The organism is Nonomuraea sp. JJY05 (assembly GCF_043496855.1).
Classification (GTDB): Bacteria; Actinomycetota; Actinomycetes; order Streptosporangiales; family Streptosporangiaceae; genus Nonomuraea.
This window is the reverse complement of the sequence record NZ_JBIEIS010000019.1, coordinates 191,660-208,068: the sequence shown is the minus strand read 5'-3', so window position 1 is coordinate 208,068 and position 16,409 is coordinate 191,660. Positions and strand designations below refer to the sequence as shown.

Below are 16,409 nucleotides of genomic sequence, written 5' to 3'. Positions count from 1 at the left end.
CCGCGCCCCCGGGTCCGTACGGCGCGGGCGCTCCCGGCGGTCCGGCCTGGGGGACCGGGGCCTTGTGCACCGGGTTGGTCTGGGACGGGCCCTGCTGTGCTGGACTCTGCTGCGCCGGATTCGCCTGGCCCGGATGCTTCTGGGCCGGAGTCTGCTGGGCTGGATTCTTCTGGCCGGCGAACGGGTCGGGCAAAGCGGCCTCCTGCGCCATGAGAGCCTCAGCCGTGATCGCCGGCATGTCGCTCGTGGGGGTGTCGGCGACCATGCGCAGCAGGGTCTCCGCCTTGGCAGCGTTGAGGCGCTGCCGGTAGTCCTTGTTGAGCAGTCCGTTCAGCACCGGCCGCAGCTGACCCGCTTGCGTGGGCGGGTCGGCGCTCTCGGTGAGCAGTGCCGCCAGCGTCTCCGCGATCGTGGACCGTTCGTACGCCGGGCGCCCCTCGACGGCGAAGTAGAGTGTCGCACCGAGCGACCAGATGTCCGACTCGGGGCCGGTGTACTCGCCCCTGGCACGTTCCGGGGCCGTGTAGCCGGGTGAGCCGATCACCATGCCCGTCTTCGTCAGCCGCGAGTCGCCCTCGGCCTTGGCGATGCCGAAGTCGGTGAGCACCACGCGCCCGCTCTCCGTGATGAGCACGTTGCCCGGCTTGACGTCGCGGTGGGTGATCCCCTGGGCGTGCGCGGCACGCAGCGCCCCGAGCAGGTCCACGCCGATCTCCGCCACGAGCCGTGGCGGCAGCGGCCCCTCCTCGTCGATCACCTGCTCCAGCGATCGGGCCTCGATGAGCTCCATGATGATCCACGGGCTGTCGTCCTGGATCAGGACGTCGTGGATGGACGCCACCGAGGGATGGTTGATCCGCGCGGCGATGCGGCCTTCGCGAACCATGCGTTCGCGCAGCTCGGCCCGCTGTTCGTCGGTGAGACCCGGGTCCTGGCGGATTTCCTTGACCGCCACCTCGCGCCCGAGCGCGCGGTCGCGGGCGCGCCACACCGTGCCCATCGTGCCCCGGCCGAGCGGGGCTATGAGCTCGTAGCGCTCCGCGAGCAGGCGTGTCTGCTGTTCCGGCATGAGAAGAAGATATCGATTCTCGCTTGGGAAGTGCTTTACCCTCGCTTGCGAAGTTCTCTTGGCCAGAACCGCCGAGGAAGGCACAACTTTATCACCGTCGCTTTGAAACGGGCATAAGCCGACGGCGTAGGCCGCGGTTCGACGCGCTTCCTGTGCACGCCCTCGCCGGGTTTGCGCTCTTGCCGGGGCACCGGGACAGACAGCGCTGTCGTGCTGACGTCGGCCCTGTGGAGCCCGCGATGCGTGGGCCTGCGCGTGAAGGACGGCGGGTTGATCGTCGGCCCGGAGCGTACGGGCTTGCCCGGGGCCAGCGGCTCCTCGGCCGAGCCCCCGGCGGCGACCCTGGCCAGCATGAGCGAGGCCCGCACGGAGTCGAGCCTGGTCGCGGGGTCGATCCTGAGCAGCGCGTCAAGCACGGGGGCCAGCGGCCCGGCCTTGGTCATCGGGATCGGCTCGCCACTGGTCAGCGCCGCGAGCGCGGCGGCGGCCGTACGGCGCCCGTGCAGGCCCCTGCCCTCGACGGCGGTGTAGAGGGTCGCGCCGAGCGACCACAGATCGCCCGCCGGGCTGGCCTTCGAGCCCAGCACCCGCTCTGGAGCGATGTATCCCGCGGAGCCCAGGACGATGCCCGCCTGGGTGATGGAAACGTCACCTTCCAGTGCGGCCAGCCCGAAGTCGGTGAGCACCGCCCGGTCCTCGGTCACCAGCACGTTGCTCGGCTTGACGTCGCGGTGGAGGATCCCCTTGGCGTGCACGGCGCGCAGCGCCCCGAGGATCTGCCGGCCGATCTCGGCGGCCCTGCGGGGGTGGAGCGGTCCCTGCTCCTGGATGAGCTGCTCCAGGGACTTGGCCCGCAGCAGCTCCATCACGATCCACGGCCGGTCGTCCTCGGTGACCACGTCGAAGACGGTGATGACCGAGGGGTGCGCGACCATCGCGGTCGCCCGGCCCTCGCGCTCGGTGCGCGCGCACAGCTCGGCACGCAGCTCCTCGTCGAGCACGTTGGGCAGGCGCACTTCCTTGACCGCGACGTCGCGGTCGAGCAACTCGTCATGTGCCCGCCAAACGGTGCCCATGCCGCCGCGTCCGACCGGCTCCACAAGCCGGTAGCGCGCGGCGAGTAGGTAACCGGAGGGCGCACGCATGCCTGGCAGCTTACCTATTTGTGTAAACCGACCAGTAGAGGCGCGGCCGATAAATTGTTGCGAACTTAAGTCAACCCGCCTGACTCGTGACGTCAGCAAACCTCCTGGCCACATCGGTCCAGTTGGCGCGGCCCCGTAGTTTCTCGGCGCAGTCCGGGCGCACGTTCCGATACCGAGGGTAGTCGGGGAGGCTCCGAGGCGGGTGCTGCCGTCTCTTGGCAATGTCGAGGGAGTCAGATTGGTCCCGCTTCGCGGGCGGCCTTACCCACGCCCCGCACGGGCGTCCCGTACCGGCTTTCCTGAACGCGTTTGCGCAGCTCGACGGTGATGTGTGTCGTGCGGCACACTCGCGGACCCGATAAATGTGCATGATGCAAGGCAGAGGGCTTTCAGCTGTACGGCAGGCTGGCGGACAGGAACTGAGGGGCTCCGTCAGTGAGTTGTAAGGGTCCCGTAAGGGGGCGGGGGCATGGTACAGCCATGAGAGAGGGAGTTCTCCCACAGGCCCGCAAAGTGTCGGTGCCCGACGTCAGAATGAGGGCGAACACCCAAGGTCCCACCACTAACGACAGGCCGTTGAAGGACGTGATGAAGATGCGCCAGACCCAGGTTCGCACCCGGCCCAAGAAACCGAGCGGGATCGCTCTGGACCTTCGCACGCCGTCGGGGCGCAAGCTGCCCTTTTGAAAGCCATGAAACAGGAGCGCAATCTGAGAGGTGCGCGATGTGCAGTCACTACCCCGCTTGCCCGAGTGCCGATTCACCCGACCGTGAGGCCTCGCACGTGATCGCGGCCCACCCTGACCAGGGCTGGAGCCTGCTCTGCAACGGCGTCGTGCTGTTCGAGGACACCGGTCTGCTGCTGCCCGACGGCACCGTCGTGGCGCCGCACCGGTCCCCGGTGGCCGCCTGAGCCGGAAGTTCCGAGGAGATGCTCGCGCCGCACTCCCGGCCTACCGGCGCCGGGGCACCGGCACCGCCGCGATCATCCGGTCGCGAGCGGAGTCCCTGGTGCTCAGGCACCCCTGCTTCGGCTCCGTCCGCCCTCTTGTCCCGGGCCCGCACCGCGCCCGTCCCCGGCCCGTAACCGCCCCCGATCCGCGCCCCGCCCGCGCCAGGCCCATATCCGGCTCGCTCGCCGCCACCCTCAGCTCCCGGCCTCCGAGGCGCCCGGCCTCCGAGGCGCCCGGCCTCCTGGGGCGACTGCCTCCCAGGGCGGCTCGGCCCCCTGGGGCGACCCGGCCTCGCGGAGTGACACCCCATTCGGGCCGGTGCCTTCCGCGCCCGGTTGGCTCGCCGCCCGTCATGCCCCGCCGCCCACCGTGCCTCGCCCCACCGGCGATCGGTCGCGCCGGTGGGTGGAGAGCGCCGGGGGGGTCAGGCGGTCAGCGGCGGCCGATCGTCAGCACGGGGCCGGTGCGGTCGGTGAAGAAGTCGTCGCCCTTGTCGTCCACCACGATGAACGCCGGGAAGTCCACGACCTCGATCTTCCACACCGCCTCCATCCCCAGCTCCGGATACTCCAGCACCTCGACCTTCTTGATGCAGTCCTGCGCCAGCCGGGCCGCGGGCCCGCCGATGGAGCCGAGGTAGAACCCGCCGTGCTGCCGGCAGGCCTCGGTGACCTGCTTCGACCGGTTGCCCTTGGCCAGCATGACCATGGAGCCGCCGGCCGCCTGGAAGCGCTCCACGTACGAGTCCATCCGCCCGGCCGTCGTCGGCCCGAACGAGCCCGACGCGTACCCCGACGGGGTCTTGGCCGGCCCGGCGTAGTAGACGGCGTGGTCCTTCAGGTACTGGGGCATCTCGCCGCCGTTGTCGAGCAGCTCCGCGATCTTGGCATGGGCGATGTCGCGGGCGACCACGAGGGGGCCGGTGAGAGAGAGGCGGGTCTTGACGGGATATTTCGTGAGCTCGGCGAGGATGTCGGGCATGGGGCGGTTGAGATCGATCTGGACGACGTCGTCCGACAGGTGCTCGTCCGTCGTCTCCGGGAGGAACCGCGCCGGGTCCGTCTCCAGCTTCTCGAGGAAGACGCCCTCAGGGGTGATCTTGGCCAGCGCCTGGCGGTCGGCCGAGCAGGAGACCGCGATGGCCACCGGGCAGGAGGCCCCGTGCCGGGGCAGGCGGATGACGCGGACGTCGTGGCAGAAGTACTTGCCGCCGAACTGCGCCCCGATCCCCAGCTTCTGCGTCAGCTCGAAGACCTTGGCCTCCATCTCCAGGTCGCGGAAGCCGTGCCCGGACGCCGACCCCTCCGTGGGGATCGAGTCGAGGTAGCGGGCGCTGGCGTACTTGGCGGTCTTCAGCGCGTACTCGGCGGAGGTGCCGCCCACGACGACGGCCAGGTGGTACGGCGGGCAGGCCGCGGTGCCGAGCGAGCGGATCTTCTCCTCCAGGAAGGCCATCATGCGCTTCTCGTTGAGCACGGCCTTGGTCTCCTGGTACAGGAACGACTTGTTGGCCGACCCGCCGCCCTTGGCCATGAACAGCAGCTTGTACTCGTCCGGGTGGCCGTGCGGGTCCTCGGCGTACAGCTCGATCTGGGCGGGCAGGTTGTTGCCGGTGTTCTTCTCGTCCCACATGTTCAGGGGGGCCATCTGCGAGTAACGCAGGTTGAGCTTGGTGTAGGCGTCGTACACGCCCCGGGAGATGTGCTCGGAGTCGAGCCCGTCGGTCAGCACGTGACGCCCGCGCTTGCCCATGACGATCGCGGTGCCGGTGTCCTGGCACATGGGCAGGACGCCTCCGGCGGAGATGGAGGCGTTCTTGAGCAGGTCGAGCGCCACGAAGCGGTCGTTGCCGCTCGACTCGGGATCGTCGACGATCTTCCGGAGCTGGGCGAGGTGCGAGGCCCGCAGGAAGTGGGAGATGTCGTGGATGGCCGTCTCGGTCAGCAGCCGCAGCGCCTCCGGCTCGACCTCGAGGAACGTACGCCCGGCCGCCTCGACCCTCCGCACCCCCTCCGATGTGATCAGCCGATATTCGGTCTCATCGGCTCCCAGCGGCAGCAGGTCGGTGTAGTCGAACTCGCCCATGTCCATCCTTTCGGTCCCCCAAGAGATTACGCGCCTCCGGGAGATCCCACTTCGGCGACCGCTCGCGACCGTCCGGCGCTCAGGCCGACCAGGATGCCGGCGATCACCAGCCCCGCGCCCAGCAGATCGTACGCGGACGGCATCGCCACGCCGAGCACCGCCCCCGTCACGATCGCGCCCACCGGGATGATCCCCGCGAAGAGCCCGGCCCGGCCGGGGCCCAGCTTGGGCAGCGAGCTGTACCAGAGGAAGAACGCCACCACGGTGACCACGATCGCCAGGTACGCGAACCCGAGCGCCTCCGCCCAGGTCGGCGGCCGGAACATCCCGGCGCCCTCGTGCACCAGGCCGACCACGGCCAGCAGCGGCACGGCCAGCGTGGTCGAGTAGGCCGACACCCTGATCGCCCCCAGCCGCGGCAGCAGCGGAATGGCCAGCAGGGAGAAGCACACCTCGCCCACGAGCGCCCCCAGCGCCCACAGCAGGCCGGGCAGGTTGCCGCTGCCGAGCCCCGTGGCCAGCGTCGCCCCGGCCACCACCACGCACGCCCCGGCCAGCAGCCGCGGCGCGGGCCGCCCGCCGGCCAGGGCGAGGGCCAGCGGCACGGTGCCGAGCACGGTCCCGACCAGGGCCGGTCCGGCGGCGCTGGTCGACTCGATCACGCAGACGTTGAAGATGACCAGGCCGAACAGGGTGAGCCCGAGGAGGCAGAGCAGCTCGCGCGGCGTCAGGCGGACGAACCGCAGGCCGAGCGCTCGCGTTATGACAAGCAGGATGACCGCCGCCACGAGATACCGAACGGCCTGTCCGCCGTATATGGGATAGCCGTCCACCAGTCCCGACACCCCGGCCAGCGTTCCGACGAGGAACATGGCCGAGGCCGCACCCACGATGCCGTTTCTCATGCGAAGGATGCTAGGGAGACAATGGTTCGCGTAAACAGTCCAATGTCCCGCCGAAAGACAGGACCAATATGGCCGACCTCCATATCCAGATAAATCGCGATAAGGGGGGAATCGCCGGGCAGATCGCCTCCGAGCTGCGCGACTCGATCAGGGGCGGCCGGCTGACGCCGGGCACCCGCCTGCCCGCGACCCGCGACCTCGCCACCGACCTCCAGGTCTCCAGGGGCGTGGTGGTGGAGGCGTACGAGCAGCTCGTCGCCGAGGGCTTCCTGGTGTCCCGGGTGGGCGTCGGCACCCAGGTCACCCCCAAGAGCGCACCCCGGGCCGCTCCGCGGCAGAAGACGCCTCCCCGGCCCAAGCCGGTGCGCCGCGCGTCGAGCGCCCCCGTGTGCGCGCCGTACTACGGTCATCGCCCCACCTCTCCTGACCTCAGCCACTTCCCCCGCGAGCGCTGGCTCGCCGCCGTCAGGCACGTCCTGACCACCGTACCCTCGGAAGCCTTCGATTACGGGGACCCTGGCGGGGTGCCTGAGCTGCGAGAAGAGCTGGCCGGCTATCTCCGGCGGGTCAGGGCGGCGGATGTGCGCCCCGAAAATCTCATCATCGTCGGCGGCGTGGCGCAGGGCCTGAGCCTGGTGCTGCACGTGCTGAGCCGCCAGCGGCCGATCCGGCTCGCCGTCGAGGACCCGACCAGCCATCGCCAGGTTCCGCTGCTGAGGCGGGCGGGCGCGCACCTGGTGCCGGTGCCCGTGGACGAGGAGGGCCTGGACGTGCGGAAGCTGAGCGGCGACGCGGTCCTGGTCACCCCGGCGCACCAGTACCCGACCGGCGTGGTGCTCTCGCCGCCGCGCCGGGCCGCCCTCATGGAGTGGGCGTACGCGGGCAACCGGGCGATCCTGGAGGACGACTACGACGCCGAGTTCCGCTTCGACCGCGACCCCGTCGGCTGCCTCCAGGGCCTGGCCCCGGACCGGGTGATCCTCTCGGGCAGCGTCAGCAAGGCCCTGGCGCCGGGGCTGCGGCTCGGCTGGGTGGCGGCGCCGCCCGATCTGGCGGAGGCCGTCCGCCGGGCGAGGGGCGAGCTGGACCTGGGCTCGCCGGTCGTCGAGCAGTACGCGCTGGCGCACTTCCTGCGTACCGGCGGCTACGACAAGCACCTGCGCAGGATGCGGCGCGAATACCGCCGCCGCCGGGACGCCCTGGTCAGGGCGCTGGCCGAGGAGCTGCCGGAGGTGCGGGTCAAGGGCATCGACGCGGGCCTGCACGTCTACCTGGAGCTGCCGGACGGCTGGGACGAGCTGAGGACCGCGCAGGTCGCGCAGGAGCTCGGCCTGTCCACCGAGCCCGTGGGGCCGATGCGCGAGTCGGCGGGGCCCGCGGCCGTGGTGGTGGGGTTCGCGCGGCTGCCGGCGCACAAGGCGCTGGACGCCGTACGGTGCTTGAAGGTAAGAATGTCAGGACAAATTATTGACTGAGGGAGAAGCGCTCCCTCAGGAAGAGGGCCTGGTCCGGAGTGGAGGCGTCATGCGGGTGGGACTGATGGGTCTGGGCAGGATCGGAGCCTTTCACGCCGCGACCCTGGCCGCGCATCCGCTGGTGGACGAGCTGATCGTGGCCGATCCCGTGCGTACGTCGCCGTACGGCAGGCCGGGGGACCCGTTCGAGTCGGACGCCGTGGTCATCGCGACCCCGACCGCCACCCACGCCGAGCTCATCATCAAGGCGTGCGAGAAGGGCATCCCGGTCTTCTGCGAGAAGCCAGTCGCGGGCACCGTGGACGAGACCGTCAAGGTGCTGGAGGCGAGCGCGGGCAACCGGGTGCAGATCGGGTTCCAGCGCAGGTTCGACCCCGGCTACGCGGCGGCGGCGGCCGTGCTGCGCGCGGGGGAGCTGGGGGAGCTGCACCGCGTCCACCTCCTCACCGCCGATCCCGCGCCGCCGCCCGCCGAGTACATCGCGACCTCCGGCGGCATCTTCCGCGACTGCCACATCCACGATTTCGACATCCTGCGCTGGGTGACCGGCCGCGAGGTGGTCTCCGTGTACGCGACGGGGGCCAACCGCGGCGCCGCGTTCTTCGCGGAGGCGGGCGACGTGGACAACAGCGCCGCCCTGCTCACCCTGGACGACGGCACGCTGGCCACCCTGCAGGGCTCCCGCTACAACGGCGGCGGGTACGACGTGCGCATGGAGCTGGCCGGCACCAGGCGCACCCAGGCCGTCGGCCTGAGCCCGCGCGCCCCGCTGCAGTCGGTCGAGGGCACGCCGAGCGCGCAGGATCCCTGGCCCGACTTCGTCACCCGCTTCGAGACCGCCTATCGCAACGAGATCGACGCCTTCCTGACCAGCGACAAGAGCCTCTGCACGATCGAGGACGCGCTGGAGGCGCTGTACGTGGCCGAGGCCGCCGACCTGTCGCTCCGCGAGCGCCGTACCGTCGAGGTCGCCGAAGTGCGGCGGTGAAGCTCCTCAGGCGGCGGAGGGGTTGGGGGTCTGGCGCCTGGGCTCGAAGCCCTGGGCGAGGGCGATGATGACGGCGGCCAGCACGAGCGGCGCGGCGAACGCCCACCGCATGCCCGCCGCGTCCGCGATGCCGCCCACCAGGGCCGCGCCCACGATGAAGCCGATGTAGTTGAACAGGTTCACCCGGGCGATGGCCACACCGGTCCCGGCCGGGTCGAGCTTGCCCGCCGCCGAGAACGACTGCGGCGCCACCACCGAAAGCCCCACCCCGGTCAGGCCGAACGCGACGATGGCCAGCGGCTGGTTGGGAGCCACGACGACGCCGAGGAACCCCAGGGTGGCGATCACGCCGCCGATCCTGACGATGGCGGCGGGCCCGTACCGCCGGACCGCGAGGTCGCCGCCGAGCCGGACGGCCAGCGTGGTCGCCTGGTAGGCGACGTAGGCCAACGGGATCACACTCGGGCCGGCCAGGAGCACGTTCTTCATGAACACGGTGTTGAAGTTCGACACGGCGGCGTCGCCGACGTACAGGAAGCCCATGGCCAGGCAGAGCGGGATGATCGGCCGCCAGGGGAAGCCGCCCGCGGCGGCGCCCGCGGGGGCGTCCTCGACCTTCTCCTCCTCCGGCGTGCACAGGTCGCGGGCGAACACGAGCGAGCCCGCCAGCGCGAACACCATCGGGACCGACATGATCACCGGCAGCGGCAGGGTGGCGGCCACCGACGCCCACGCCGCCCCGAGCATGCTGGCCACGCTCCACACGCTGTGGAAGCCGTTGAGGATCTGCACGCCGTACCTGCGCTCGACCGCCACGCCCTGCATGTTCATGCCGGCGTCCACCGCGCCCACCGCCACGCCGAACAGCAGCAGCGCCGGCACCAGCAGCGGCACGGTGGGCGCGAGCCCGACGAGCACCACGGCGAGCGCGACCACGGGCTGGGCGACGCGCAGGAGCACCTTGCTGCCGAGCCGCGCGGCGAACGTGCCCGCCGCCACGCTGCCGACCCCCGCGAACACGGGCACGATCAGCAGCAGGAGCGTCAGCGCGCCCTCGTCGAGGCCATGCTTGGCCTGCAGGTTCGCGACCTGGATGAGCAGCGAGGCGAAGGACAGGCCCTGTACGGCATAGACGACGTACGTGGCGATGCGGGCCTGACGATCACGCGAGGACGGCACGACGGCCTCCTGATGGGGGGAATCAAACGTGAGGCTGGGTCAGGTTAGCGGCCCGCCACTCCGTTCCGCCAGCCCACCGACCCCGGCATCGACCAGGCGTCCGGTTTGCTCCGTCGTGTCCAGCCGCTTGGCGGCGGCCCAGACGCCGAGCGCGAGCAGGGCGGCCACCTCCGTCACGGCCATGCCGCGCTCCACCAGGCCGAGCGGCATGACACGCCACCACGCCAGCCCGTTGCGCGCCCCGATGAACATGGCCGCGGCGATGCCCACCACCCACAGCACCGAGCAGATCCCGAGCCCGAAGGCCACCAGCGTGGCCCGCGACCGCTCGCGGTGCCGCCACGGCCTGGCGATGATCATCGCGGCCAGCGGCAGGCTGAGGAAGGCGATGAAGCTGCCCACCCGGTGGATGCTCCCGCTCAGGCTCGGGCCGACCGACCAGTCGTGCTTCTCGAACCACGCCGTCATGAACAGCCCCACGCTCCACCCCATGAGCGCGATGGTGCCGAAGACCCCCGCCAGCCGCTGGCGTGCCAGCGACACCCCGATGGCCGCCGACCCGACCGCGAGCAGCCCCACCGCCAGCCCGAAGATCCAGCCGTCGGGGCCGAGGCCGTGCTCGCTGATGGTCCGCCTGATCGGGTTCATCTCGTCGAGGCTGGTCAACTCCAGGCCCAGGATCACCGCTATGCCCGCGCCCGCCACACCGAGACCCCATCGCGCCGGTTGATGCACGCACACCTCCCTTTTGCCGGGATCAACGGCGTGGAAGGGCTCGGGATTCCTCAGGCCTTGAGCCGCGCCCCTCCGTCGACGGTCAGCACGATGCCGGTCGTGTACGCGTTTCGCACCACGTACTCGATCGTGGCCGCCACGTCCTCCGGCCGGCCGACGCGCCGGACCGGCAGGCTCGTGGCGGCGCTCTCCATGAACGCGGCCCGCGCCTCGTCGCCGATCTCCGACCACCAGTCGGTGTCGATCACGCCGGGGGAGACCGCGTTCACCCTGATGGGGGCCAGCTCGACGGCCAGGCCGGGCACCGCGGCCTCGATCGCCCCGTTCACCGCCGCCAGCGTGGCGATGCCGGGCAGGGCCGCGCCGGCCGACGCCGCCGTCACGAAGGTGATCGAGCCCTCCGGGTTCAGCACGCCCAGCGCGGCCTGCGCGGTCAGCAAGTGGGGGACCAGCTTGTTGCGCACCGCCTCGGTCAGCCCCTCGCCGGTCAGCGAGCTCAGCGGGCCCGCGCCGCCGCGGCCCGTCAGGGTCACGACCAGGTGGTCGACGGTGCCGAGCCCCTCGAACAACGCCCGCATCGCCCCGGTGTCGCGCGCGTCCACCGCCTCGCCCCGTGCCTGGTCACCGAGCTGCTTCAACGCCGAACGCAGACGCTCCTCCGAGCGGCCCGTGACGACCACCTCCGCGCCGCCCGCGGCCAGCCGGGCCGCCGCCGCCAGGCCGATGCCGGACGTGCCGCCGACGATCACTACTCGCATCTTCGTCGTCCTCTCATTACGAGACATCTTGCCTCGAATATAAACGAGGCACAGTGTCTTGTAAAGTGGGCGCCATGGTTGGCAGACCACGCAGTGAAGCGGCCAGGAAGGCGATCCTCCGGGCGGCGCTCGACCTGTGCGCCCGCGACGGCTACCAGAGCGTGACGATGAAGGGCATCGCCCAGGTCGCGGGCAGCGGCAGGCAGACCGTCTACCGCTGGTGGCAGACCAAGGCGCAGGTCCTGCTGGAGGCCCTGACCGACGTCCTGGCGGAGGAGGTGCGGGGGTTGCCGGACACCGGGGACGCGCGGGCCGATCTCGTGGCGTTCCTGGAGCAGACGTTCGCGCTGGCGCGAGGGGTCGCGGGGCAGGTCGTCGTGGGGCTGATGGCCGACGCCCAGTCCGACGCCGAGCTGGCCGCCGAGCTGCGGGCGAAGCTCATCGATCCCCGCCGCGCTGCCCTGCGCGCGGTCCTGGCGCGCGGCGCCGTGCCGGCCGACGTGGACCTGGAGCTGGCCGTCGATCTCGTCTACGGCGCGATGTGGTACCGGCTGCTCAACCGCCACGCCGAAGTGAATCAGGAACTGGCCGAGGAAATCGCCGGACTTCTGGCGCGCATCAGCTGATTCCCGCGACTTACGGAGCGCATCTGCTGATTTGGCACGAGCGATTATCCCGGGCGCCGGTTATCGTCGGATGTGTGAACGAACGCGCGCAATCGTGGCTGCCGAAGCTGCAGGAAGTCGGAGAGCGGCTGGCCGAGGAGTGGGTGTCGGCCCGGCGGCCGCCCGCGGCGAGCGACGTGCCGCCGCCCCACGAGCTCCGCGCGTCCGACGCCGATCGCGAACGCATCGCCCAGGTGCTGCAGGACGCGCACGCCGACGGCCGGCTCACCCTCGACGAGCTCGAGGAGCGGCTCGGCGTGCTCTACTCCGCGCGCACGCTGGGCGAGCTGGCCGCGCTCACCACTGATTTGCTGCCCGCCGACCAGCAGCCGCTCAACCTGGACGGCCGTCCCGTGTCGGCCATCTTCAAGCAGGAGCAGCGCGGCGGGCGCTGGGTCGTGCCCGCCGAGCTGGACGTGACGGCCATGTTCGGCACCACCAAGCTGGACTTCCGCGACGCGATCCTGCAGAACCGGCAGATCATCATCAACGCCACCCTCGTCTTCGGCGGGCTGGAGATCCACGTGCCGGAGGGGCTGGAGGTGATCAGGGTCGCCAAGGGCAAGTCCGTACGGCTGACCAAGCAGCCGACCGAGCCCGGCGCGCCCGTCGTCGAGGTGCGCACCACGAACTTCGCGGGAGACGTGAAGGTCAAGGAGCCCCCTCGCCGCAAGCGCCGCCGCTGAGCCTCAGCCGGCCGTGTCGAAGCCGCAAGCGCCGCCAGCTGAGCCTCAGCCGGCCGTGTCGAAGTTGATCGCGCTGTACGCGCGCAGCTTCCAGAGCTGGTGCTCGCTCTCGATCTTGCGGATGGTCCCCGACCGGCCGCGCATCACCAGCGACTCCGTCACCGCCGAGCCGGCGCGGAAGCGTACGCCCTGCATGAGCTCGCCGTGCGTGATGCCGGTCGCCGCGAAGAACACGTCGTCGGACCTGACCAGGTCGTTCGTGGTGAGCACCTGGTTGAGGTCGTGCCCGGCGTTCAACGCCTTGGAGCGCTCGGCGTCGTCGCGCGGCCAGAGCTTGCCCTGGATCACGCCGCCCAGGCACTTGAGCGCGCACGCGGCCACGATGCCCTCGGGCGTGCCGCCGATGCCCAGCAGCAGGTCGATGCCGGTGCCCCCGCGGGCCGCCATGATCGCGCCGGCCACGTCGCCGTCCGTGATGAACTTGATCCGCGCGCCCGCCTCACGGATCTCCTTGACCAGCCGCTCGTGCCTGGGCCGGTCCAGCACGACCACGGTCACGTCGGAGGGCGAGCAGTGCTTGGCCCGGGCGACCGCGTTGATGTTCGCGGACACGGGGGCCTCGATGTCGACCACGTCGGCCGCCTCGGGGCCCGTGACCAGCTTCTCCATGTAGAAAACGGCCGACGGGTCGTACATCGAGCCGCGCTCGCTCACCGCGATCACCGACACCGCGTCGGGCATGCCCAGCGCCGTCAGCCGGGTGCCGTCGATGGGGTCCACGGCCACGTCGCAGTCGGGGCCGCTGCCGTCGCCCACCTGCTCGCCGTTGAACAGCATCGGGGCGTGGTCCTTCTCGCCCTCGCCGATGACCACCACGCCGTTCATCGAAACCGTGTTGATCAGCTGGCGCATGGCGTTCACCGCCGCGCCGTCGGCGCCGTTCTTGTCGCCCCGGCCGACCCACCGCGCCGCCGCCATCGCGGCCGCCTCCGTGACGCGTACCAGCTCCAAGGCGAGGTTGCGGTCGGGGGCGTGCTCGCCCGTGGCGAGCGCGGGCGGTACGGATGTCTGATCGGACATGATGAGCAGCCTCCTAAGGGGAATCTACGTCGATCGTAGTTGTCCCTCTCTTCCCGCCCAGAGGCGGATAATCTGCCCATCTCCTGCCCGAGATGACCGCTTCCTCGCAGCAGGGGCGGGTCGGGGGCGACATCGGTAAGCTTCGACAGGGTTGCCCTGCCATCACGGAGAACGGATTTTGCGCCATACGGTGTGCGCGTCCAAGATCTTGCCTCCACCATGGAGCCTGGAGGAGATCGCATGAGCGAAGTGGAAAACGTGGTCGCCCAGCCGCGGACGTCCGAGCGCGGCGCCGCCACCCGCAGCTCGCTTCTCGCGGCCGCAAGGGAGGTCTTCGTCTCCAACGGGTTCGCCGAGGCGGGCGTGACCGACGTGGTGGCCAGGGCCGACGCCAGCGTGGGCAGCCTCTACCACCATTTCTCCGGCAAGGCCGATCTCTATCTGACGCTGTTCGAGGAGTTCCAGGCCAGGCAGACGCAGCGGACGAAGCAGGCCGCCCGCTCGGCCCGCGCCGCCGGCGAGAGCGACCCGATGCGCGTGTTCATCAGCGCCGCCCGCGCCTACCTCGACGGGTGCCTGGAGGAGCGCGAGCTGGCCGCCCTGTTCCTGCGCGGCGACGGGCCGCCCGGCTTCGACGTGGTCATGCGTGACCGGCTGCGCAAGTGGGCGCAGCTCAACGCGGCGCTGTTCGAGGACGAGGGGGCGCTGGTCGTGGTGGTCACGGGCGCGCTGGCGGCGGCCGTGTCCGAGGTCGTCCGCACGGGCGATCGCGGCCTGTCCGAGGAGGTGCTGGCCATCATCGGCCAGATCCGCCCGGCCACTTCGGCGACCGCCTCCTCCAGCGGGTAACCTCGCCAAGTGTGCGACGGTTCACCCAAGGTTTCTACGGTTACGCGGTAGCGCTGTTCGTCTGCCTCGCGGCGGCCGGGCTGTTCCTGCTGGTCACCCCGCAGAGCCGGGAGCAGCACATCCCCAAGCTCGAATACTCCATCACCGTCGCCAACTTCGGCCACTCGGTGCCGTACGGCGTGTGGGCGCCGCAGAAGGATCCGGCGGGCTGGGTCCCCAACAGCAACAAGATCGCCAAGGGCGAGAACGGCGCTCAGGTCCTCTTCCTCGGCTACGCCACCGCCAAGCGCGAGCACGCGATGTTCACGCAGAGCAACGAGCAGCCGGCGGCCGGGTTCGCCAGCCGGATGGCCAACTCCGACAAGGCCGTCGGCACGCAGCAGGTCGGCGGGGTCCAGTGGGAGCAGCGCTTCCGCGAGGACAAGAACCAGCGCTCGCTCGTCCGCGTGCTGCCGGAGGTGACGCTCGTGATCACCGGCACCGCCGACTGGCCGGAGCTCGCCGAGCTGGCCTCCGTCCTGCAGCAGCGCCCCAAGGGCTGACGGGGCCGTCCGTTCCGCGGATGTCGGCCGCCCCGTCTAGGGTGGTGGTCGTGGCAGGAGACGAGAAGGCACCCTCATACGAGCAGGCCCGCGAGGAGCTGACCGAGGTGGTGCGCCGCCTGGAGACCGGCGGGCTCACCCTGGAGCAGTCCATCGAGCTGTGGGAGCGCGGCGAGAAGCTGGCGGCGGTCTGCGAGGAGTGGCTCCAGGGGGCCAGGGTCAAGCTCGCCGCCGCCATGGCGCGCCGCTCCGAGCCCTCGGCGGCCAACTCCGACGACGCCCCCTTCTGAGTCCCCTTCTGGCGGCCCTGGGGGCTAGGCGGTCTCGCCGGGGCCAGCCAGCGGTAGCCGTGGTCGGTCGCCTTCGCCAGCCAGGCGTTCGTGGTGCCCAGTCCGCGTTCGTTGAGCTGCGCGTCGTGGATCCCGTACGCGTGCCGCGGCCGTACGGCGCGTACGAAGTCGATCGCCTCGACGGTCTTCAGCCACGACCCCTGCAGCGGCACCAGCAGGGTCTCCACCGGCTCGTCCGGCACGTGCACCGAGTCGCCCGGGTGGTAGAGGGCGCCGTCGATCAGATAGCCGAGGTTCGGGCAGTCCGGCTGGCTCCCGTAGATCAGCGCGTGCCGCCCGCCGTGCGCCCGCACCCGGAAGCCCGCCGCCGAGAACTCCTCGCCCGCGTTCACCGGCGTGTACGGCAGCCCGTCCAGCCCCGCCCCGGCCGGCGCGAACACCGGGACCCCGGCCCCGAGCAGCCGCAGCACGTCCACATGATCGCTGTGTTCGTGGGTGACGAGCACCGCGTCCGCCCCGTCCAGCGCGGACGGCTCGCTCCAGATCCCCGGGTCGATGACCAGCACCCGGCCGTCGACTTCCACCCTTATGCAGGCATGCGTGAACTTTGTTAGCTCCACACCCCCACGCTAGGTCATCAGGCAGAGCAGGTTTCCCTCGGAGTCCCTGAAGGCGGCCATGCGGATCTCCCGGCCCTGCGTGCCGAACGTGCCGTCGTCGGTGAAGATCAGATGCGGCTCCTCGACCATCGCGACGCCGTGCGAGCGCAGCCGGGCCACGTCCGCCTCCAGGTCGTCGGAGGCCAGGTAGAGCACCGTGGAGGGCGCGCCCTGCTCGATAAGCAGGCGGACGCCGTCGAGGTCGAAGAAGGCCAGCCCGGGCGGCCGGTAGGTGGCGATGTGCCGCAGGCCCAGCACGTCGCGGTAGAACGCGGTGGCCCTGTCGAGGTCGTCGGCGTGCTGGGCGACCTGCACGAGTCCTCTCATGCGCCGAACGTAGACCCCG

At 70.9% G+C, this 16,409-nt stretch carries 17 protein-coding genes and 1 pseudogene; 8 read left to right on the top strand and 10 right to left on the bottom strand.

Features of this window, described 5'->3' with window-relative positions; all coding sequences use genetic code 11:
- Positions 1 to 1,069, bottom strand: a 1,069-nt coding sequence (locus ACFKCF_RS29675; protein WP_394498549.1) for a serine/threonine-protein kinase, incomplete at its 3' end; no start/stop codon positions are given.
- Positions 1,070 to 1,104: 35 nt separating this feature from the next.
- On the bottom strand, positions 1,105 to 2,214 hold the full coding sequence (locus ACFKCF_RS29670) for a serine/threonine-protein kinase (RefSeq protein WP_394498548.1): 1,110 nt from the start codon (positions 2,212 to 2,214) through the stop codon (positions 1,105 to 1,107).
- A gap of 724 nt (positions 2,215 to 2,938) precedes the next feature.
- Here ACFKCF_RS29670 and ACFKCF_RS29665 point away from each other — a divergent pair.
- A complete protein-coding gene (locus ACFKCF_RS29665; protein WP_394498547.1) occupies positions 2,939 to 3,127 on the top strand; it encodes a DUF5999 family protein in 189 nt (62 codons plus the stop codon).
- 472 nt (positions 3,128 to 3,599) lie between these two features.
- Here ACFKCF_RS29665 and ACFKCF_RS29660 read toward each other — a convergent pair whose 3' ends face one another.
- A complete protein-coding gene (locus ACFKCF_RS29660) occupies positions 3,600 to 5,252 on the bottom strand; it encodes a fumarate hydratase (protein ID WP_394498546.1) in 1,653 nt (550 codons plus the stop codon).
- Between the two features lie 26 nt (positions 5,253 to 5,278).
- Positions 5,279 to 6,157 (bottom strand): DMT family transporter, encoded by an 879-nt coding sequence (locus ACFKCF_RS29655; protein ID WP_394498545.1) that lies wholly within the window; start codon positions 6,155 to 6,157, stop codon positions 5,279 to 5,281.
- Between the two features lie 68 nt (positions 6,158 to 6,225).
- Here ACFKCF_RS29655 and ACFKCF_RS29650 point away from each other — a divergent pair, with 68 nt between their 5' ends.
- Positions 6,226 to 7,632: a PLP-dependent aminotransferase family protein gene (locus tag ACFKCF_RS29650; protein ID WP_394498544.1), complete on the top strand. Its 1,407-nt coding sequence runs from the start codon at positions 6,226 to 6,228 to the stop codon at positions 7,630 to 7,632.
- Between the two features lie 49 nt (positions 7,633 to 7,681).
- Positions 7,682 to 8,620: a Gfo/Idh/MocA family oxidoreductase gene (locus ACFKCF_RS29645; RefSeq protein ID WP_394498543.1), complete on the top strand. Its 939-nt coding sequence runs from the start codon at positions 7,682 to 7,684 to the stop codon at positions 8,618 to 8,620.
- Positions 8,621 to 8,626: 6 nt separating this feature from the next.
- Here ACFKCF_RS29645 and ACFKCF_RS29640 read toward each other — a convergent pair whose 3' ends face one another.
- The 3 genes from ACFKCF_RS29640 to ACFKCF_RS29630 are packed head-to-tail and all read right to left on the bottom strand — an operon-like array spanning position 8,627 to position 11,292.
- Positions 8,627 to 9,799, bottom strand: coding sequence for an MFS transporter (locus ACFKCF_RS29640; RefSeq protein ID WP_394498542.1), 1,173 nt, complete (start codon positions 9,797 to 9,799; stop codon positions 8,627 to 8,629).
- Between the two features lie 39 nt (positions 9,800 to 9,838).
- A complete protein-coding gene (locus ACFKCF_RS29635; protein ID WP_394498541.1) occupies positions 9,839 to 10,534 on the bottom strand; it encodes a DUF998 domain-containing protein in 696 nt (231 codons plus the stop codon).
- A 50-nt stretch (positions 10,535 to 10,584) separates the two neighbouring features.
- A complete protein-coding gene (locus ACFKCF_RS29630) occupies positions 10,585 to 11,292 on the bottom strand; it encodes an SDR family oxidoreductase (RefSeq protein WP_394498540.1) in 708 nt (235 codons plus the stop codon).
- Between the two features lie 74 nt (positions 11,293 to 11,366).
- On the opposite strand from ACFKCF_RS29630, the gene ACFKCF_RS29625 reads away from it, so the two are divergent.
- Entirely contained in the window at positions 11,367 to 11,918 is a 552-nt protein-coding gene (locus ACFKCF_RS29625) for a TetR/AcrR family transcriptional regulator (RefSeq protein ID WP_394498539.1), read from the top strand.
- Between the two features lie 74 nt (positions 11,919 to 11,992).
- Positions 11,993 to 12,643: a DUF1707 domain-containing protein gene (locus tag ACFKCF_RS29620; protein WP_394498538.1), complete on the top strand. Its 651-nt coding sequence runs from the start codon at positions 11,993 to 11,995 to the stop codon at positions 12,641 to 12,643.
- A gap of 45 nt (positions 12,644 to 12,688) precedes the next feature.
- Here the strand turns inward: ACFKCF_RS29620 and glpX are convergent, their stop codons facing one another.
- Entirely contained in the window at positions 12,689 to 13,723 is a 1,035-nt protein-coding gene (glpX, locus tag ACFKCF_RS29615) for a class II fructose-bisphosphatase (RefSeq protein ID WP_394498537.1), read from the bottom strand.
- A 240-nt stretch (positions 13,724 to 13,963) separates the two neighbouring features.
- Between glpX and ACFKCF_RS29610 the strand changes: the two genes are divergently transcribed.
- Genes ACFKCF_RS29610 through ACFKCF_RS29600 form a run of 3 tightly spaced genes read left to right on the top strand, consistent with a single transcriptional unit; the run spans position 13,964 to position 15,404 of the window.
- On the top strand, positions 13,964 to 14,572 hold the full coding sequence (locus tag ACFKCF_RS29610) for a TetR/AcrR family transcriptional regulator (protein WP_394498536.1): 609 nt from the start codon (positions 13,964 to 13,966) through the stop codon (positions 14,570 to 14,572).
- Positions 14,573 to 14,583: 11 nt separating this feature from the next.
- Positions 14,584 to 15,114 carry a DUF4245 domain-containing protein gene (locus ACFKCF_RS29605; RefSeq protein WP_394498535.1) on the top strand — a complete coding sequence of 177 codons (531 nt, stop codon included), beginning with the start codon at positions 14,584 to 14,586 and terminating at the stop codon, positions 15,112 to 15,114.
- Between the two features lie 20 nt (positions 15,115 to 15,134).
- Positions 15,135 to 15,404: an exodeoxyribonuclease VII small subunit gene (locus ACFKCF_RS29600; RefSeq protein ID WP_394498557.1), complete on the top strand. Its 270-nt coding sequence runs from the start codon at positions 15,135 to 15,137 to the stop codon at positions 15,402 to 15,404.
- Positions 15,405 to 15,541: 137 nt separating this feature from the next.
- On the opposite strand, the pseudogene ACFKCF_RS29595 reads toward ACFKCF_RS29600, so the two are convergent.
- Together ACFKCF_RS29595 and ACFKCF_RS29590 are read right to left on the bottom strand one after the other, a co-directional pair.
- Positions 15,542 to 16,024: pseudogene (locus tag ACFKCF_RS29595) on the bottom strand (MBL fold metallo-hydrolase); the annotation flags it as partial.
- 9 nt (positions 16,025 to 16,033) lie between these two features.
- Entirely contained in the window at positions 16,034 to 16,390 is a 357-nt protein-coding gene (locus tag ACFKCF_RS29590) for a VOC family protein (protein ID WP_394498534.1), read from the bottom strand.
- Positions 16,391 to 16,409: the final 19 nt, after the last annotated feature.